This window comes from Rossellomorea orangium (assembly GCF_019334305.1).
Taxonomy (GTDB): domain Bacteria; phylum Bacillota; class Bacilli; order Bacillales; family Bacillaceae_B; genus Rossellomorea.
On sequence record NZ_JAHWGH010000008.1, the window covers coordinates 316,242 to 333,375 of the forward strand.

Sequence of the window (17,134 nt, forward strand, 5' to 3'; positions counted from 1 at the left end):
GCATCAAGTAAATGGCATTTAAAGTTGAGGCAGTTGTCATATCTATAAGCCGATCTAAGTTCCTTTATGTGTGATCTGAGTGTTCAAACTAGCATACTTTTGCCCGACTGTTTAAGAAGGCGGCATATCACATTGAGACGTATCTGTGTACTTAACAACAAGTTTTGATGTTTTTGGCACAAAAGCTATATAATTTTCATAAATATATTCGATTAGATCTTCTCTTTTCACTAGCCATTTACGATCATTGCCTTTTGTCGCCTTTAATTTTCCATCTAATATATGAGGCTTTAAGACTCTGTAGTTCACATGTTTTCTCAACTCAAAAAAATCATCGAATCTAAAGATATATTGAACTTCTCTAAGTGTTAGGATTTTACCATTATCTAGATGGTTAATTTGATGTCGCACTATGAAATCATGCATGTATCCATTGTAATTAAAATCTGGTTTGGGCTCCCACTCCTTCCATAATTTAGAATCCGAAAGCTCTATAATGTCTGAAAGCCTTATGTTTGCGAAGTGTATTAGGTTTTTATCAAACGTATCTTTTACTGGCAGATAAAGATTTGAACTTTTAGCTACTTGCTCTTTTCTAAAGCTTTCACTTAAGGAGGGCTTACTGCTGGCAGTGCTAATAACGTTATTTTCTTTTAAACCCACCTCTACTTTTTCAGGACCAACCACTAACCTAAATTCGTACACACATTCTCCTGTTTTTAATAGTTGCGGTATAAATTGCACTAAGTAATAGTAGCTTCTACCTGCACATTTTTCATTTAAGTCTCTTATAGTATCCTGGTGTTCCTCTTTGAACTCCGGAGCTATCCATATATGATACTTTGCATTGAAACTTACCCCGTATTGTAATAACCTTGAGAAGTGATCGTTGTCACTTACAGTTAATTGATTTTCAATAACTACATTTTCCCTTGAAACTTTTGTTCTGCCTAGGACATCTACTCTTTTTCGGTTTTTGGCGTTCACCTCTTTTCCTATTACTTCTATATCTAACTTTATCACGTCACTTAATTCTCTTATTTTGTCATATTGAACTAGCCACGGAGTGAAATCTTTTGTTTCATTACTAAAGAACTTTCTGGGTTCTATTGTCTTTTTATCATGCAAACTTAACATTTCCCCTCCCCCTTCCCTATATGATTGATTAGTATTTTTACACGTAAAAAGATTTTCAAAGAGGCTTTTTATATTTTTTCCTAAATATTAATAAACAATTCCTTTTTGAAAGAAATTTAAAGCCAACGAGACCTTTTATTAAATTCCTTGGGATTGCTATGCTATGGCTGTAAAGTAGGAGCAAAAACACTCATTTGTGGTGAAGTTGAACTATAGCAGCAAGCTCTCATAGCAAAGTTAATAGTAATAAATTAGGATACACGATTATTCTACTTATGGAATAAGACCTCTCTTTGATCAGAATACAGATTATTCTTCGTATTATTACAAAAATAGTGTTATCAAAGTCTTTTATATCAAGCGAGTTGATAATACAGGATTATTAATCGGGTACATTCGGTAGTTGGAAAAATATAGTGTCTAGTGGAAGTTTTTATGGCTTCCGTTCTATTATTGTTGAATTCTAAACGGATGTTCAATTAAAGGGCCATATTGTTGAATAAAGCTTTTTGAAAATGGCAGTTTAAAATAGTAAATCGATAATATAGTATATAATACTTCCCTTGACCCTGTACTATAGTACAGGGTTTATACTTTGTATGAGGTGAGATAAATGCAATTTCGAATTGGAGAACTGGCTGAAAAGTGCGGCGTTAACAAGGAGACCATTCGATATTACGAGCGTTTAGGCTTAATTCCAGAGCCTAATCGTACCGAAAACGGATACCGAATGTATTCGAAGAAAACAGTTGATCGATTGAATTTTATAAAACGGATGCAGGAACTGGGATTTACCTTAAATGAAATTGATAAATTGCTAGGGGTTGTCGATCGCGATGAAGCGAAGTGTCGTGATATGTATGATTTCACTGTTCTTAAGATAGAGGACATCCAGCGTAAAATTGAAGATCTTCAAAGAATTGAACAAATGCTAGTGGATCTAAAAGAAAGATGTCCCGAAAATAAAGATATTTATGAATGCCCCATTATTGAAACACTGATGAGGAAATAAGAGGTGCAACAGGATGAAAAACACACTAAAAAGTTCAGGTTGGTTTCTTTTCGCACTAATCACATGTCCGTGCCATTTGTTTTTACTGCTTCCTTTGGTTGCAGGTACAGCACTAGGCTCATACTTTACGGAATTTAAAGATGTTATTTTCATCGTGATGGGTCTTTTATTTTTATTCGCCCTTTTCAAGGGCTGGAGAAAACTTGATCCAGAAACAAAAAGAGAAACAAAGAAAGAAACAACAACTCATGATTGCTGCAGCATGGAAAGGTTTAAATCATGAAGGAAAAAGTGTCTCAGTTAACTACTATATTTTCTGCTTTTGTTATGGCTGGATGCTGCCTGGGTCCGTTGATTTTTATACCCCTGGGTTTAACCGGTTTTGCCGGAGCATTAGCCTTCTACTCATTTAAATATCGATTATTGTTTAGCATCGTTACGATTATCCTTCTTGCTTACTCCTTTTACATGGTTTATGGAGGAAAGAGAAAAAGAAAAAATTCTATCATCGGCTTATGGCTCACGACATTTTTCGTTTTTTGTATGTTTCTTTTTTTATTTCTAGTTGAAGGTGGATTATAAAAATGAGGTGCTTATATGAGAGTACACTTAATCAAGATTATGATGCTATTATCGCTTTTGTTCGTGGTTAGTGCGTGTAATAACGAAAAAGAAACACAAAATACTATAGATGCTAAGGAGCATGTAAAAGCTACCATTGAAACAACTAAAACAGGGACATTCACGGTTTTGGGTATGAATTGTTGTCCGCCTTCAGTTGTTAAAGATGTTTTGAAACAAGTAGATGGTGTTGGCAAAACAACCATTAAAGTCAGTGGAAGTAAAGGCGAAGTAACGGTTGCCTTTGATGATAAGAAAACGGATTTACAGACAATAAAGATGTCTGTATCGGAATTTGGCCTTGGAGTCGAGTAGAAGGAGGAATTTTACATGAAAAAGTTTCAAGTAAACGTTCAAGGAATGACATGTACGGGTTGTGAAGAACATGTAGCTGTCGCCCTTCAAAAAATGGGGGCAAAAGAGATTGAGGTCGATTTTCGTCGCGGAGAAGCTATATTTGAACTTCCAAGTGACGTTAAGGTGGAAACAGCGAAAAATGCGATTGCCGAAGCCAAATACGAGCCAGGTGAAGCAAAAGAAGTACAACTGCATGAGCCTGTAAAGCTAGGCGAAGAAGGCGATTATGACTACATTATCATCGGTTCCGGTGGGGCTGCCTTTTCATCAGCCATTGAAGCTGTAAAATATGGGGCAAAGGTGGCTATTATTGAACGTGAAACAGTTGGTGGGACCTGCGTGAACATTGGTTGCGTTCCCTCAAAAACCTTGTTGAGAGCTGGTGAAATCAATCATTTAGCCAAAAACAATCCGTTTGTAGGATTGCATACGTCAGCTGGTGAGGTGGATTTGGCACCATTGATCAAGCAAAAAAATGAATTGGTAACGGATCTTAGAAACAGGAAATATGTAGATTTAATTGATGACTACGGTTTTGAATTAATCAAAGGGGAAGCAAAATTTGTAAATGAAAAAACGGTTGAAGTGAATGGAACGGAGCTATCAGCGAAACGATTTTTAATAGCAACAGGTGCTTCACCGTCTTTACCTGCCATTCCTGGAATAGATACAGTAGATTATTTAACAAGCACCACATTACTTGAATTAAAGAAAGTGCCAAAACGTCTTACAGTCATTGGCTCTGGTTATGTCGGTATGGAACTAGGGCAACTTTTTCATAATTTAGGTTCAGAAGTTACGTTAATGCAAAGAAGTGAACGTCTTTTAAAAGATTATGATTCGGAGATTTCAGAAGTAGTGGAAAAAGCTCTAGTTGAACAAGGAATAAATCTTGTGAAAGGAGCAACCTATAAACGAATCGAACAAGATGGAGACATAAAAAAAGTTCATATTGAAGTCAATGGCAAGAAGAGAATCATTGAATCAGAACAATTGCTGATTGCCACAGGAAGAACACCTAATACGGTAAGTTTAAATTTACCTGCTGCAGGCGTTGAAACAGGTTCGCGTGGTGAAATCATAATTGATGACTATTCGAAAACTACAAATGCTTGCATCTATGCTGCAGGAGATGTCACGCTTGGACCTCAATTTGTATATGTGGCAGCCTATCAAGGCGGAGTTGCAGCTGGAAATGCGATTGGTGGACTGAACAAAAGGCTTAATTTAGAATTGGTTCCAGGGGTTACGTTTACGACTCCATCAATTGCGACGGTTGGTTTGACTGAAAAGCAGGCAAAAGAAAAAGGGTATGAAGTGAAAACCTCCGTATTGCCGTTAGATGCAGTGCCCCGTGCACTCGTAAATAGAGAGACGACTGGTGTGTTTAAATTGGTTGCAGATTCAAAAACGTTGAAAATACTAGGAGCTCATGTGGTGGCAGAAAATGCAGGAGATGTGATTTATGGGGCAACATTGGCTGTTAAATTTGGGTTAACTGTGGAAGATCTCCGTGAAACCCTAGCTCCATATTTAACCATGGCAGAGGGATTGAAATTAGCTTCCCTGACGTTTGATAAAGATGTTTCAAAATTATCTTGTTGTGCGGGATAACAACACAATTAATCCACCGTTTAGGCAAGACGGTGGATTTTTCTAACCCTGGATAAGGTACGGGGTTTCATTTGATAGAAATAAGGCAAACGTATTATAGAATCAATATTCTGTGAGGAGGATAATAATGATTAAGAAATACGATCTTATTGTTATTGGTACAGGTTCTGCGGGTTCAATTGCAGCAGCAAAATGTAATAAAGCCGGTTGGAGCGTAGCTATGGTCGATGACAGGCCGTTTGGGGGCACGTGTGCACTACGTGGATGTGACCCAAAGAAAGTTTTGCACGGTGCTGCCGAACTAATTGATTGGAACAAACGGATGGTTAATAATGGGGTACCGTCTGGATTCTCCATAAACTGGAAAGATCTTATGAGCTTTAAAAGAACCTTTACAGATCATATCCCGGAAAAAAAAGAGCAAGCATTGAATAAACAGGGAATCGATACGTATCATGGCAATGCATCTTTCGTGAGTGAGGACAAACTTGAAGTGAATAAAGAAGTGCTCGAGGGGAGTTATTTCTTAATCGCAAGTGGTGCGAAACCTACTCCTTTGCCTATAGAAGGAGAAGAACATCTTACTTATAGTGATGAATTTTTAGAGTTGGATGAATTACCACAAAGAATCGTCTTTGTTGGTGGGGGGTATATTTCGTTTGAATTTGCTCATATCGCGGCACGTGCTGGATCAGAAGTTCATATTATCCATAGAGGTCAAAGACCTTTGGAGAATTTTGATATAGATCTTGTAGATATCCTTTTAGAAAAGTCGAAAGAGATTGGCATACAGGTACATCTTCAACATTCCGTTGAATCCATTGAAAAAGAACAAGGAAAGTTTCATGTGTACGCTCGAAAAAAAGAGGATATAACTCGGTTTGAAGCAGACATTGTTATTCATGGTGCAGGAAGGGTCCCTGCCTTAGATATGGATCTTGAAAAAGGGAATATAAAAAGGAAAAAACATGGTGTCCATGTTAATGAGTATTTGCAAAGTGTAAGTAACCCGAAAGTCTATGCAGCCGGGGATGCTGCAGCAACGGATGGCTTGCCCCTCACACCTGTAGCCAGTGCAGATTCTCATGTCGTAGCATCTAATTTATTGAAAGGGAACAGCAAAAAAATTGAATATCCCGTGATTCCATCTGCTGTATTCACCGTACCTAAAATAGCATCGGTAGGTATGAGCGAGGAGGAAGCCCAAAACTCTGGTCGGAATATTAAAGTAAAGCAGAAAAACATCTCCGACTGGTTTACATATAAACGGACAAATGAGGACTTTGCTGCGTTTAAAGTGCTGATTGACGAAGATCATGATCAAATTGTCGGTGCTCATTTGATTAGTAATGAAGCCGATGAACTTATTAATCATTTTGCAACAGCCATTCGTTTTGGAATTTCAACCAAAGAAATGAAACAAATGATATTTGCCTATCCAACAGTAGCTTCGGACATCGCACATATGTTGTAACTTTTATTAGATGTTTTTTCAGCACGATTTTTCCATTATCTCTTGCACACGCTTATTCAGAAAAGGGCGCGATTGGTGAAAATCAAAAGCTTAATTTCTCACTAAAAATAATGAGGAATTAAGCTTTTTTATCTTTCAAAATCCTTAACGTCTGTATTTACCCGACGGTACCTCGACTTTCAAGTATTTGATTTGTATATATAAAATCCTCGCTCAATACTATCCCTCCAAACTGTTGTTAACCACTCTATGCTTGAAATAATTATCATAGTTCAAAAAGGATACGTTAATAATTGCTATATTGATTAGATTGTTCAAGGAGTGCTTTATGATTTATACAATTGTATTATTCATTGTTGCAGGATTAGCTGAAATTGGTGGTGGTTATCTAATTTGGTTATGTCTCAGAGAAGGTAAGCCACTTTATTTGTGGATCTTTGGGGGAGTAGCCTTAGTTTTATACGGAGTCATTGCTACTTTTCAATCATTCCCATCGTTCGGTAGAGTTTATGCTGCCTATGGAGGAGTATTTATTGTTCTTTCTGTACTGTGGAGATGGGGCATTGATAAAAAACACCTGATTTATATGGTAGGGTTGGTGCTGGTATTTGCTTGGCTGGGGTATCAGTAATGTTGTTTGCACCACGTCAATAAAAAAACTTCTTCAAGTGGCGCTTTATTTGAAGAGTCAACCTAATAAAGTCGGTTCCTTAGCGTACAGGAAATTGACTATTTTAGATTGAGATTCGCTTAGCGTACGAAATTTCCGAAATGTTGGCGGTACCCCATATATGATAATCTACAAAAAATAGCTTTAAGTGCAATTACATCGAGGGAAAATAAAATGTTCTTCCGTTAAAGGGCGTTAGTGGAAGATGAGATCAAAATAAGACCTGACATTTTAGATATGTCTAATATGTGTAGTTCTTTTAATAACAAGCGTTAAAGTCCTATAACCTAAATATAACATTGGCTTTATAAGTATATGGATGATCGAGATGGTGATGGACTAGTAGGTGAGTAAACAGTTGCTATGTAATACAAATATAATGTCATATATGTTATTCCGTCTGAAAAATGACAAGGATCCTTGTTATAAAAGGGATCTTGGCATTTTTCATTATGTTATAAGTTACTCATAAAATCCCCATTAACGACAAAACAGAAGATATTCTAAAGGTCAGTAAGCTAAGATTCTTATTCTTCCGTTAAAGGGCCATTTAATTGAACATCGACATTGCCTAAAGTGGAGTAATTTGAAATAATTGGTAGAAGTAAACTAATTTTTAAGGGGCTAAAATTGTGAAGGATATAGAAATGAATATAAGTTTGAAATGTAGTGTTTGTGGAAATGATCAATTCTCCTTAATTGACAATAACAGTGATGATAAAAAGGAGGATACTGATAACATTTTCTTTAAATGTACTGACTGTGAGGTTGTTAAATCTAAAATGCAAATTATTGAAGAAAATAATTACATAATTGATGCAAACTTAATGGACTTACAAGACGACGTTATTAAGCAACTTATGAAAGATTTTAAGAAGGTGTTTAAATAGGAGGAAATTATGGATTACGTAAAATTATGGTTGGAATTTAAAGAGGTGTTCATTGATCTAGTTAAATATGGATTCCCAACAATTGCACTCTTTTTATCTTTACTCTCTTACTGGGATTCAAGAAAAACAAAAAAGGTTCAAGTTAGGCTAAACGAGTTAGAGGAAAAGCTTAAGAGATTTGAATTGGAAGACAAAGAAAAAGAGCGTGAAGAGTCAACAAAAGCAATGATTGAAGCAAGGATTATGAACATCTCTAGAGGTAAGTACAGAATGAAGTTGTGGAATTCTGGCAAAGTTACCGCCTACAATGTTGACTTTGAAACTCAGGAAGACTCGAAAGCTATAGTATTAAAAGAAAAGGTACCTTATGAGTTTCTAGAACCTGGAAAAAGCTTTGAAGAACACGTTATTGTTCATAGCGGGACTTTCAGAAAATTTAAAGTAACTACAATTTGGACCGATAAGCAAGGGAATAACTATTCAAAAGATCAAATTGTAACAATCTAGTATTAGTAAAAATGCATGGGACTTAAACCAAATAAAACAAGGTTAAAAGTAACCCAACGACTTGTAGAAGTCATCAAGTTTATTTTTGACTCATTTTTAAATTTAAGACATAAATGAGGGGTAAAATGTTATTTTTAAAAAAACATGGATTAAGTAGAACGAAAATATATAAACTTTGGAAAACAATGAGGTTAAAGTGCTATGGGAGTAATGTAGATACCCGATATAAAGGGAAGGATTTATGGATATGCAGTGAATGGAAAGAAGATCCTGTAACCTTTGTGAAATGGGCTAAACAAAATGGTTATAAAGAAGGTTTGGAATTAGTTAGGAAAGACAAGGATGACGGTTTTTACCCAGAAAACTGTGTATTTCTTGAAAAGAAAGAAACAAGTAAAACTCATGGCATGAGATGGTCGAGATTATATAGGATTTGGACGCTAATGAAGCAAAGGTGTGTAAATCAGGATTTAAATTATTATGATAGATATGGTGGGAGAGGAGTTTCGGTATGTGACGAATGGATGGAATTTGAGGCTTTTGCAATGTGGGCGATGGAAAACGGTTATAAAGATGATTTGTCTATTGATCGTATAAATGTAGATGGAAACTATGAACCTAAAAACTGCAAATGGAGTACAGACGTGCAGCAACAAAGAAACAAAAGAAATAATCATTTTATAACTATTAAAGGCGAAACGAAGACTATCGCAGAATGGGCTGAGATAAGTGGACTCCCATATAAAACTCTGCAAAGAAGAATTTATACCGGCTGCAAGGAAGAACACTTGTTGTCTCCAATAGGATCACAGTACAAACATATTGAAATTAATGGTGAAAAAAAGCCATTGAGTGTTTGGGCAAAAGAAGCAGAATTACCTTACTCAACAATTAAAAGAAGATATGAAAAGGGTATTAGAGGGGACGATTTATTGAAAAGAGGAAGACTAAATAAAAATCCAGAGGAACAAATGTCATTTGATCTTTGAAAACAGTTACGAATTGTTTTTCAGACTTAGTTAAAGTTGTTCTCAGCCCGCGACTAATACAGAAACTTACAATTAAATACAATGTTCCAACGGATTTGTTTTTTCTAGGAATATATTTTGGGAAAATCAATCTCCTGTTAAAGAGGGCAAGAACCGAAGAATAACTAATTGATCTGGCTATTGATCTTTTTCAATTATTGGATTAACTGAGCAGAATACTTGAAGAAGAAAGTTAATGCAGAAACAAAGAACTTTAATTGAAAGCCTGTAAGAATGTGGTGAAACTATGGACATAAAAGACAAATTAAAGTTATTGCTAAGGGAGACTGTTTTAGATTTTGTAAATGGTGATTTCAAGAAAATTCACCCAAAATTAATAGATGAACTTACAATCGAGGACATTAAAGAAGAGTTGAATTACTGGGGTTCATTAACGGTTCCACCTGAATTTGCTTATGAGACCGTATATTATTATAAGTACGATGAGGGTTCAGGATATGCTATCGAATTTGACCTCTGGGTTGATAATCAACAAAGCGATTTAACACTATCTTGTGAAGCCGTTATAGACTCATATAATAATGTATTGTCTTTTAAAATCGAAAATCTACACGTTTTATAGTTCCTGCTTATTGCGCTAATGGGGGCATTACTTTAATTGAGGTGTTTAATTTGAGTGGCGAACAAACGATGTTAACAATTGATGTATCTAGTATTAAAACATCAAAAGGATGACATTTATTATTAAAAGAATCCCTTGAATTTCCTGATTTCTATGGTGAGAACTGGAATGCTTTTTGGGATGCAATAACAGGTCTTATTGAGCTACCAATGAGAATACAATTTATTGGCTGGTCTAATCTAGAAGAAAAATTACCTTCTGATGCCAATGCTTTATTAGAATGTCTTACTGATTTTAATGGAGAATATACTGACGAGAAAAGGGAATTCTTGTTTCGCTAACGGGTGCGAAAGTTGAGCAAGGAATTACAGGCAGCAAGTGCTGAATTCTTTGAAAAATATGAGCAATAATTTTTAATAAGCGTTTTATAGAATAGGGGGATTTAAAAGTGAGTTATTTTGAAAATTTTAATGTTGATATATTCTGGGATGATAGTGAATATGCAAAGAAAGAGTATATTTCAAAACCGCCTACAAATGAAGTCATTAATAAAATAGAAAATGATCTAGGGTATAAACTCCCTGAATCTTATATTTGGCTAATGAAAAAGCACAATGGAGGAACCCCAATAAATAATTGCTTTCCTACAAATACTCCTACAAGTTGGGCAAATGATCATATTGCTATAACAGGGATTTATGGGGTTGGATACGAAAAAAGTTCTTCACTTGGAGGCAATTTCGGTAGTAGATTTTGGATTGAAGAGTGGGAGTATCCAGATATAGGAGTTGCAATTTGTGACTGTCCATCTGCTGGTCATCATATGGTTTTTCTTGATTATAGAGAGTGTGGTCCTAATGGAGAGCCATCGGTTGTTTTTATAGATCAGGAAAACGATTATAAGATTACTTTCCTAGCGAACAATTTTGAAAGTTTTATTAAAGGGCTAATAAATGAAGAGGTTTATGAACAAGAATTTGATGATTATGAAATAGAAAGTATAGAAATAAGTGAGGATCTTTTAAAATTATTAAAAGATGAAGAATAAATCATTCTTAAACAAAAGGGGGCGTTAATTGAAGAAAATCCGTTTTTCAATCAGTAAATTTGCTACAAATTTGAAACCCTTTTGTAAGAATTATAACCATAATGGACAAAATTCGTTATGTTTTTTGTGCCATTTTTATAAACTACAATATATATTTCAGTGTTGCGGAAACGTGCGCGAAGGGTTAGATACGTAAAGGCACTCAAAAGCAAAAGGTATGCTGTAATATCAATAAAAAACAGCATACGAATAATGGTGCGAATTCGTATGCTTGAGACTATTGAATTTATACGTTGTGTACCTCTGAAGTGAAATACTTAGAAGTAAACTCTATGTCCTCTTTTTTTGGATGAATATGGTAAAATATAATTGTATTTTGACAATTTGAAGTTGGGAGGTATCTCCATGATAAATAAAGAGGAAGAATATAAATCTACTTTAAAGCTAATTCTCAAATGGTCTAAGCATTGGATGACTCCGAGTGCAAGAAGAAAATATTCAGGAGCAGGTGGAATGAAAGAACCAGCCCAAAGGACATTGGATTTTATAGCCAAGTTAGATGGGGCTTCATCTTACAAAGAGAGGTTAGATAGATTATACGTCTTTCTTAGTGAGAGGGAACAAGAAGAAAAACAAAGTCAGTTAATGGGAACAGGTTTTTATTTTGAGTTGATGTCACAAATTAGAACAGCATTTAAACAAGTTGAAAGAGGAGAACCTGTTCAGAGAAACATAAACAGGTGATATAAGAATGGATTTACCTGGATAGGAGGATGTAACTATTAAAATTATTCAAGATTCCTTTAATCAACTCATTTCAAATAAACTAAAAGAATTTCCTGAAATGGATAATCCCACAGAGAAGATTAATAAACTCATGGATGAATTACCTTCAATTATTGAAGAATCTACAGAAAAGTCATCCGGGTCAATTTTTAAATCGATGATATCTAATTTAGATAATTTATATTCAGAAAATAAGAAAGAGCAGCGAGAGTATTGTGAGCTTTTAGAATCTAAATGGTATCAAGCACTGTCTCTCTTACATGGAATCATTGTCATATCTACTGAAATATCTACTGATTTACTGGATAGATTCAATGAAGATGAATTTGATCTAAAAGAACTGGAAATATATTCGGTATTGCTAAAATTGCAATCTAGAGCTGTTTTAATCAGCAAAGAAATATTTTCACTAGTTGAAAATGGTTATCCGGACGGTGCGTTGGCAAGATGGAGAAGTTTGCATGAAAATGTAGTGATTTTTTCACTCTTAAAGAAAAATATTAAAGACACCACTTTCACTTTGGAGTTAATAGGAAGATTTATGGATTATTCACTAATAGAAGAATGGAAGTTTGCAAGAAAACTTTCTGCTGAAAAAGTAGAAAAGGGTTATTTTAAAGATTTAACTGACACTAGAGAAAAAATATTAAAGAAATACGGAGATAATTTTAAAGAGGCTAATATGTGGGCTCACCCATTATTTCCTAGAAAAAAGAAAATATTCTTCTCTGATTTGGAAACAGAAGCAGAATTAAATAACTTAAATATTTACTATAGTCAGGCTAACACTCAAGTTCACACTAGCCCTATGGGAATGTATGAGAGCCTTTCTTTGCAAGAAAAAGTAGATCAGAAGTCGTTTTATCTTTTTGGAAGCTCTTTTTACGGGAATGCTTTACCGATTCAATTAACAGGTATTTCGTTAGCCCAGATATCAACCGCATTATTATCAATTAATCCTAATATAGACGATATCATCGCTATGAAGGTAATAATGAAGTTTAATGACATGTGTAATAAAACATCAGATCAAATAAGAAGTGAAATAAAGCCAAAATAAAAAATTACTTTCTTTAGTAAATTATTGGTTAAAATACAATTTACTTTGTTATTAACTTATTTATAAAATATCATCACACAGTAACACCTACACCTAGCTTTGAGCGAGGGAGAAATCCTTTGCTCTTTTCCACTTATTTATAGTACAAAAGCACCTCTTGACTGCCTTGGTATTACTTGCCTCGGGATTAACGGATCTCGTATTTTAAACTCCTCCCTTATTTGTAGATAACTTCTTAGGTTGATAAAAGGAAGAGAGAATAAATAAAACCTTATTAAGCTAAACGGGGGCGTTATGGGAAGATTATTGCAAAGGTTTTATAACATTGATTATAAGTACTAAATTATCTCCAGTAATTAGGCCAAATTGCGAAGTAACATTTATATTGCGAAGTAGACATATACTAAGCAACAAATTTTTAAAAAGGAGGGCTACCGCGTTTATTCTGGTGAGATTCTATTTTTATGACCACATTCTGTACAAAATTTAAATTTTGCACTTCACAATAATTAGAACATCTAGTAATGTATTAATATTATTTTATATAAAAATCAAGAACTGCATTTACTTTATGTTGGATCTCAATAAGCAATGTATGTAATTTTTCTTTAGGTGGGTTTCCTAAAATTAGCTCAAATTTTTTATTAATTTGAGCTCGTTCTTTTACCGGGTCAAAGGTATCTACCTTTGTGGAGATGGGTTCAAGTTTTGTGATATGTATTAAGTCAAAGATGTTTCCATCTTTTTTACATTGAAGACAGTTCCATTCACTCGTCACTGCATCCATGGTTGTGTTTTCCCAGCAATGGGGACATGGAAAAACAATTGTCATCTCGTCTGCATTAAAGACATAATCAATTTTTCGTGTTTTAAAGAATGATAATACAACATAATGTTTGCCCATATAGTCACTCCCGCGCCCACTTAGGTTTTACACGAGCAGCTTTCATAAATACTTTAAAGTCATGCCCGGTTACAATATACTTGTTTCCAAAACAATATGAAGCCATCTTTCCATCTCGGCACCAGCGGCGAACTGATTCTGGGTGCATACCAGTTAGGTCAGATATATCTTCAATATGGAGAACGACATCATCAGGAACTTCAAATAATTGTGATAATTCAATTTCCATACAATCAACTCCTTATCACACATATTACACATATTGAACAACAACTATTCAAACTGAAAAAAAATTATCCCCTCTGTTTGCCTTCACTCTATCAAAAAACTTATAATTAAAATAAGAAATAAATATTAATGAGATAAGAATTAATGCATTTTGTACAGAAGGACTGGACGAATGTATTGTGGATTTTACACAATACGTTTGTCCTTTTTTTGTTAGGAGGAAAGATAGTTATGAGGGAATAGAATTACTTTAATCACGACATATAGTAATAATCAATTTCAATATAAGGAGGGGAGACATTGGGAAAGTCGATTGAGAGTTATCCAATTGTTCTTAAAGCAAGTCATATTGCTGAAATACTTGGTGTTTCAGAACCTACTGCGTATAAACTAATGCGAGAGAAAGATTTTCCTTTGATTAACATCTTAGGACGAAATATGAGAGCTCTTCGCAATGAATTTTTCAATTGGTTAGAAGAAAAATCAAACAATTCTTAACCAACAATTGTGCGTTTGAATTTTATTTAAAACAGGGGGGAAGTTGAGCTATGAAAAATAATAATCATGAAGGAAATATAAACAAGAAATGTTTGAAAGCTAGGTATGTCAGAAAACATACTCCAGTATCGGATAAGAGGGGAAAGGAAGGTAAAAGAGAATACTTAATTATTCAAAGTAAACCCAAGCAGCGGATGCAAAACCAACAGTTAAGTAATAAACGACCTTGGAGTTTAAAAGAAGTAAGTCAATTCCTAGCAGTAGCTGATAAAGAAGGAAAAGGTCTATTATATGACTTTACGCTTTCCACAGGATTAAGACTGGAGGAGGTTTTAGCCCTACCTTGGTTCAATGTGGATTTAAAACAGGGGACCGTTACAGTATCAAGAAGCGTTTCCTTCTTTTTAAATGGAGGGGCTGATCTTAGTACATCCAGGAGTCACCATCGTACGATATCCCTACCTCCATCCCTGGTCGAGAAAATGAAGAAGCATAAAGAGGAACAAAATGAAATTAAGCAACGACTGAGGGAAGATTATCGACATGGGCTTGACCTTGTATTTCCCAGAATGGATGGGGGATTACGTAACCCTTCAAGTATTCGATTTCAATTATATAGGCTGATAGAGAAGGCAAACTTATGGCAAATCAATTTCCATGAATTGCGTAATATACACGAGAGCAGGCTGGTTCAAAGTGGAGCACATCCTCAGTTCATACAAGAAAGATTAGGGCGTTAAAAACTTTGAAACACTTCTTACTCTATACATAACCTAGGCAGTGATATTGTATATAGCTAAAGATAGAGTTTTGAGTAAAAGAGTAATTCCAGCTGTATGTCATAATTCAAACAAGCTATTGAGACGTATAGGTAAATCGCAGGTTCAGAAGAATGAATATCATCAATAAATGAAATAACCATTCTAGGTCGGGTAAGTGACTACTGTAAATATTAATAGGAATAATTTGCACAGAAGAACTGGCAAATGGATTGTTTTATCAATCTATTTGCCTTTTTTATTTTTAAATATTGCAGGTAATTAGAATTTTCACCTCTGGTTTGATAAAGGGCATTGCATTATATATTTGGTGGCATGTGTTCATACTGTTGATGACCACGTGCTTACCTAAAATAGGAGGTAAGTTAAGCTTATGGCTAGTGTAAAGACGAAAGGAAAAGGAAATAAAAAACGTTGGGTGGTAAGGTATGACGGTGCGCCTGATCCTGTGACAGGAAATAGGAAACAACTTCAAAAGACTTTCAAGTCAAGTAAAGAAGCAGAAGAGTTTAGATCACAAGTAACGTTAAATAGAAGTTATCAAGGTGAAATGAATCAAAACGGGACTTCCAGCAAAAATGATGTAGAGGTGGAGGAAATCTTATTCTTCGAATATGCGACTAAATGGTTAGAAGTCGAGTACTTCCAAAAAGTCAGACCCACAACATTCAAAGCAGGCCGTTACTTTATGGAGAAGCACATCTGTCCATTCTTCGGGGGTAAATACCTTTCAGACGTTACAACTCAAGACATCAAGGAGTTTTATGCCAAACTGAAACGAGATGGATATGCTCAAAAAACGATCAGCAGCATTCACAAATTCCTATCGAGTTTCTTTCAAGCTACAATCGAAAATGGGGTCTTAACGGAACACCCGATCAAAGCCATTAAGAATAAGCCAAAAGATCCCATCCGCATAGCCCACCCTTGGAGTTATGCAGAGGTCGATCAATTCTTAGCAGTAGCTGAAAAAGAGGGGAAAGATGTAATGTATGACTTTACCCTTGCGACTGGGTTAAGGCAGGGGGAGGTCTTTGCCCTTCCTTGGTTCAATGTAGATTTGGATGGGAAAAGAGTCACTGTAACAAGAAGTGTTTCCTATGATGAAAATGGAGAGCCGGAGCTTCTACCGAAAGCTCCAAAGAGTTACCGAACGTTGTCCTTACCCACGTACCTGGTAGAAAAACTGAAGGTGCACAAAGAAAAGCAAGATATGATGAAACAGCGAATCGGTAAAGATTATCACCATGAACTTGCCCTGGTATTTCCAAAAATGGATGGCGGATTCCAAAATCCATCTAATGTGCGCAGGCAACTATATAATCTGATGAAAAAGGCGAACGTGAGGAGGATTACGTTTCACGAACTAAGACACACGCACTCTAGCTTGCTCATTCGAAGCGGAGCACAACCCAAGTTGGTGCAGGAAAGATTAGGTCATGAAGATATAGAAACCACATTCCGATATTATGGCCATCTTTGGCCGAATGCGGACCATGAGGCTGTTCGGGGCTTGGAGAAAGAAATGGAGAAACATAAAAATCAAAGGAATGTCTGAAAACAAATGTGGACTTGTGAAGGTGAAGGGATATACAAGGGAAAAAGAGAAAATTGAGGGAATATAAAAAAACCCTTGAATATCAAGGGTTTCAGGTGTATGGAGCATAGCGGGATCGAACCGCTGACCTTTTGGCTGCCAGCCAAACGCTCTCCCAGCTGAGCTAATGCCCCGTGAATCGGTCAAGATTTATTATATGAAATGTTCATGCCATCCGTCAATCCTTTTTTTGAAATATTCGTTGTTTAGTTTAAAAAACTTCTTTGACAGGTGTGGATCCTTACCGCCCCTGAACGTTTCATTAATAGATTGAAGAGATCTGCTTCTTCCGCACCTGTCACGGACCGGCAAATATACTAGAGTGACAAACATACATTTTG

Annotated in this window: 19 protein-coding genes, 1 tRNA gene and 2 pseudogenes; 18 read left to right on the plus strand and 4 right to left on the minus strand. The window is 35.5% G+C overall.

Features of this window, described 5'->3' with window-relative positions; all coding sequences use genetic code 11:
• Nucleotides 1–111: 111 nt before the first annotated feature.
• Nucleotides 112–1,137 carry a hypothetical protein gene (locus tag KYJ26_RS05110; protein WP_219166268.1) on the minus strand — a complete coding sequence of 342 codons (1,026 nt, stop codon included), beginning with the start codon at nt 1,135–1,137 and terminating at the stop codon, nt 112–114.
• Between the two features lie 613 nt (nt 1,138–1,750).
• Here KYJ26_RS05110 and merR1 point away from each other — a divergent pair.
• From merR1 to KYJ26_RS05185, 15 genes and pseudogenes are all read left to right on the plus strand, one after another.
• Nucleotides 1,751–2,149 (plus strand): mercury resistance transcriptional regulator MerR1, encoded by a 399-nt coding sequence (gene merR1, locus KYJ26_RS05115; RefSeq protein WP_079533366.1) that lies wholly within the window; start codon nt 1,751–1,753, stop codon nt 2,147–2,149.
• A gap of 13 nt (nt 2,150–2,162) precedes the next feature.
• Complete coding sequence (locus KYJ26_RS05120) at nt 2,163–2,432, plus strand: hypothetical protein (protein WP_079533368.1); 270 nt, start codon at nt 2,163–2,165, stop codon at nt 2,430–2,432.
• Nucleotides 2,429–2,731, plus strand: coding sequence for a mercuric transport protein MerT (gene merT / locus KYJ26_RS24335; protein ID WP_079533369.1), 303 nt, complete (start codon nt 2,429–2,431; stop codon nt 2,729–2,731). Before KYJ26_RS05120 ends, merT begins: the two co-directional genes overlap by 4 nt.
• Before the next feature lie 15 nt (nt 2,732–2,746).
• Complete coding sequence (merP, locus tag KYJ26_RS05130; RefSeq protein WP_079533371.1) at nt 2,747–3,085, plus strand: mercury resistance system substrate-binding protein MerP; 339 nt, start codon at nt 2,747–2,749, stop codon at nt 3,083–3,085.
• 15 nt (nt 3,086–3,100) lie between these two features.
• Nucleotides 3,101–4,741 carry a mercury(II) reductase gene (merA, locus tag KYJ26_RS05135; protein ID WP_159362656.1) on the plus strand — a complete coding sequence of 547 codons (1,641 nt, stop codon included), beginning with the start codon at nt 3,101–3,103 and terminating at the stop codon, nt 4,739–4,741.
• Between the two features lie 127 nt (nt 4,742–4,868).
• A complete protein-coding gene (locus KYJ26_RS05140; protein WP_201449567.1) occupies nt 4,869–6,215 on the plus strand; it encodes a dihydrolipoyl dehydrogenase family protein in 1,347 nt (448 codons plus the stop codon).
• 328 nt (nt 6,216–6,543) lie between these two features.
• A pseudogene (locus KYJ26_RS05145) lies at nt 6,544–6,869 on the plus strand (YnfA family protein).
• Nucleotides 6,870–7,517: 648 nt separating this feature from the next.
• Nucleotides 7,518–7,775, plus strand: a complete 258-nt coding sequence (locus KYJ26_RS05150; RefSeq protein ID WP_201449566.1) for an ECs_2282 family putative zinc-binding protein — start codon at nt 7,518–7,520, stop codon at nt 7,773–7,775.
• 9 nt (nt 7,776–7,784) lie between these two features.
• Nucleotides 7,785–8,282 (plus strand): hypothetical protein, encoded by a 498-nt coding sequence (locus KYJ26_RS05155; RefSeq protein WP_159362654.1) that lies wholly within the window; start codon nt 7,785–7,787, stop codon nt 8,280–8,282.
• A 125-nt stretch (nt 8,283–8,407) separates the two neighbouring features.
• Nucleotides 8,408–9,271 (plus strand): hypothetical protein, encoded by an 864-nt coding sequence (locus KYJ26_RS05160; RefSeq protein WP_219166269.1) that lies wholly within the window; start codon nt 8,408–8,410, stop codon nt 9,269–9,271.
• 286 nt (nt 9,272–9,557) lie between these two features.
• Nucleotides 9,558–9,893, plus strand: a complete 336-nt coding sequence (locus KYJ26_RS05165; RefSeq protein WP_159362651.1) for a DUF7668 domain-containing protein — start codon at nt 9,558–9,560, stop codon at nt 9,891–9,893.
• A gap of 68 nt (nt 9,894–9,961) precedes the next feature.
• A pseudogene (locus KYJ26_RS05170) lies at nt 9,962–10,234 on the plus strand (barstar family protein).
• A gap of 107 nt (nt 10,235–10,341) precedes the next feature.
• Nucleotides 10,342–10,941 (plus strand): SMI1/KNR4 family protein, encoded by a 600-nt coding sequence (locus KYJ26_RS05175; RefSeq protein ID WP_159362650.1) that lies wholly within the window; start codon nt 10,342–10,344, stop codon nt 10,939–10,941.
• Nucleotides 10,942–11,346: 405 nt separating this feature from the next.
• Nucleotides 11,347–11,685, plus strand: coding sequence for a hypothetical protein (locus KYJ26_RS05180; protein ID WP_159362649.1), 339 nt, complete (start codon nt 11,347–11,349; stop codon nt 11,683–11,685).
• A gap of 133 nt (nt 11,686–11,818) precedes the next feature.
• Complete coding sequence (locus KYJ26_RS05185; protein ID WP_219166270.1) at nt 11,819–12,787, plus strand: DUF5677 domain-containing protein; 969 nt, start codon at nt 11,819–11,821, stop codon at nt 12,785–12,787.
• Nucleotides 12,788–13,322: 535 nt separating this feature from the next.
• Here the strand turns inward: KYJ26_RS05185 and KYJ26_RS05190 are convergent.
• Entirely contained in the window at nt 13,323–13,691 is a 369-nt protein-coding gene (locus KYJ26_RS05190; RefSeq protein ID WP_159362647.1) for a hypothetical protein, read from the minus strand.
• A gap of 4 nt (nt 13,692–13,695) precedes the next feature.
• Nucleotides 13,696–13,920, minus strand: coding sequence for a helix-turn-helix domain-containing protein (locus tag KYJ26_RS05195; RefSeq protein ID WP_159362646.1), 225 nt, complete (start codon nt 13,918–13,920; stop codon nt 13,696–13,698).
• Between the two features lie 299 nt (nt 13,921–14,219).
• Here KYJ26_RS05195 and KYJ26_RS05200 point away from each other — a divergent pair, with 299 nt between their 5' ends.
• The 3 genes from KYJ26_RS05200 (at nt 14,220) to KYJ26_RS05210 (ending at nt 16,754) form a co-directional block, all read left to right on the plus strand.
• Nucleotides 14,220–14,417, plus strand: a complete 198-nt coding sequence (locus KYJ26_RS05200; protein WP_198257854.1) for a helix-turn-helix domain-containing protein — start codon at nt 14,220–14,222, stop codon at nt 14,415–14,417.
• A 50-nt stretch (nt 14,418–14,467) separates the two neighbouring features.
• Entirely contained in the window at nt 14,468–15,157 is a 690-nt protein-coding gene (locus KYJ26_RS05205; RefSeq protein WP_219166271.1) for a tyrosine-type recombinase/integrase, read from the plus strand.
• 412 nt (nt 15,158–15,569) lie between these two features.
• Entirely contained in the window at nt 15,570–16,754 is a 1,185-nt protein-coding gene (locus tag KYJ26_RS05210) for a tyrosine-type recombinase/integrase (RefSeq protein WP_159362643.1), read from the plus strand.
• Nucleotides 16,755–16,854: 100 nt separating this feature from the next.
• Here KYJ26_RS05210 and KYJ26_RS05215 read toward each other — a convergent pair.
• A tRNA-Ala gene (locus KYJ26_RS05215) sits at nt 16,855–16,927 on the minus strand.
• Nucleotides 16,928–17,134: the final 207 nt, after the last annotated feature.

Excerpts from the sequence above, each read along its gene's own strand:
- KYJ26_RS05120 (WP_079533368.1), top strand. The coding sequence starts at position 2,163 with ATGAAAAACACACTAAAAAGTTCAGGTTGGTTTCTTTTCGCACTAATC.
- KYJ26_RS05195 (WP_159362646.1), bottom strand. The coding sequence starts at position 13,920 with ATGGAAATTGAATTATCACAATTATTTGAAGTTCCTGATGATGTCGTT.
- merA (WP_159362656.1), top strand. The coding sequence starts at position 3,101 with ATGAAAAAGTTTCAAGTAAACGTTCAAGGAATGACATGTACGGGTTGT.
- KYJ26_RS05165 (WP_159362651.1), top strand. The coding sequence starts at position 9,558 with ATGGACATAAAAGACAAATTAAAGTTATTGCTAAGGGAGACTGTTTTA.
- merP (WP_079533371.1), top strand. The coding sequence starts at position 2,747 with ATGAGAGTACACTTAATCAAGATTATGATGCTATTATCGCTTTTGTTC.
- KYJ26_RS05160 (WP_219166269.1), top strand. The coding sequence starts at position 8,408 with ATGTTATTTTTAAAAAAACATGGATTAAGTAGAACGAAAATATATAAA.
- KYJ26_RS05190 (WP_159362647.1), bottom strand. The coding sequence starts at position 13,691 with ATGGGCAAACATTATGTTGTATTATCATTCTTTAAAACACGAAAAATT.
- KYJ26_RS05140 (WP_201449567.1), top strand. The coding sequence starts at position 4,869 with ATGATTAAGAAATACGATCTTATTGTTATTGGTACAGGTTCTGCGGGT.
- KYJ26_RS05155 (WP_159362654.1), top strand. The coding sequence starts at position 7,785 with ATGGATTACGTAAAATTATGGTTGGAATTTAAAGAGGTGTTCATTGAT.
- KYJ26_RS05110 (WP_219166268.1), bottom strand. The coding sequence starts at position 1,137 with ATGTTAAGTTTGCATGATAAAAAGACAATAGAACCCAGAAAGTTCTTT.
- KYJ26_RS05185 (WP_219166270.1), top strand. The coding sequence starts at position 11,819 with ATGGATGAATTACCTTCAATTATTGAAGAATCTACAGAAAAGTCATCC.
- merR1 (WP_079533366.1), top strand. The coding sequence starts at position 1,751 with ATGCAATTTCGAATTGGAGAACTGGCTGAAAAGTGCGGCGTTAACAAG.
- KYJ26_RS05180 (WP_159362649.1), top strand. The coding sequence starts at position 11,347 with ATGATAAATAAAGAGGAAGAATATAAATCTACTTTAAAGCTAATTCTC.
- KYJ26_RS05205 (WP_219166271.1), top strand. The coding sequence starts at position 14,468 with ATGAAAAATAATAATCATGAAGGAAATATAAACAAGAAATGTTTGAAA.
- merT (WP_079533369.1), top strand. The coding sequence starts at position 2,429 with ATGAAGGAAAAAGTGTCTCAGTTAACTACTATATTTTCTGCTTTTGTT.
- KYJ26_RS05210 (WP_159362643.1), top strand. The coding sequence starts at position 15,570 with ATGGCTAGTGTAAAGACGAAAGGAAAAGGAAATAAAAAACGTTGGGTG.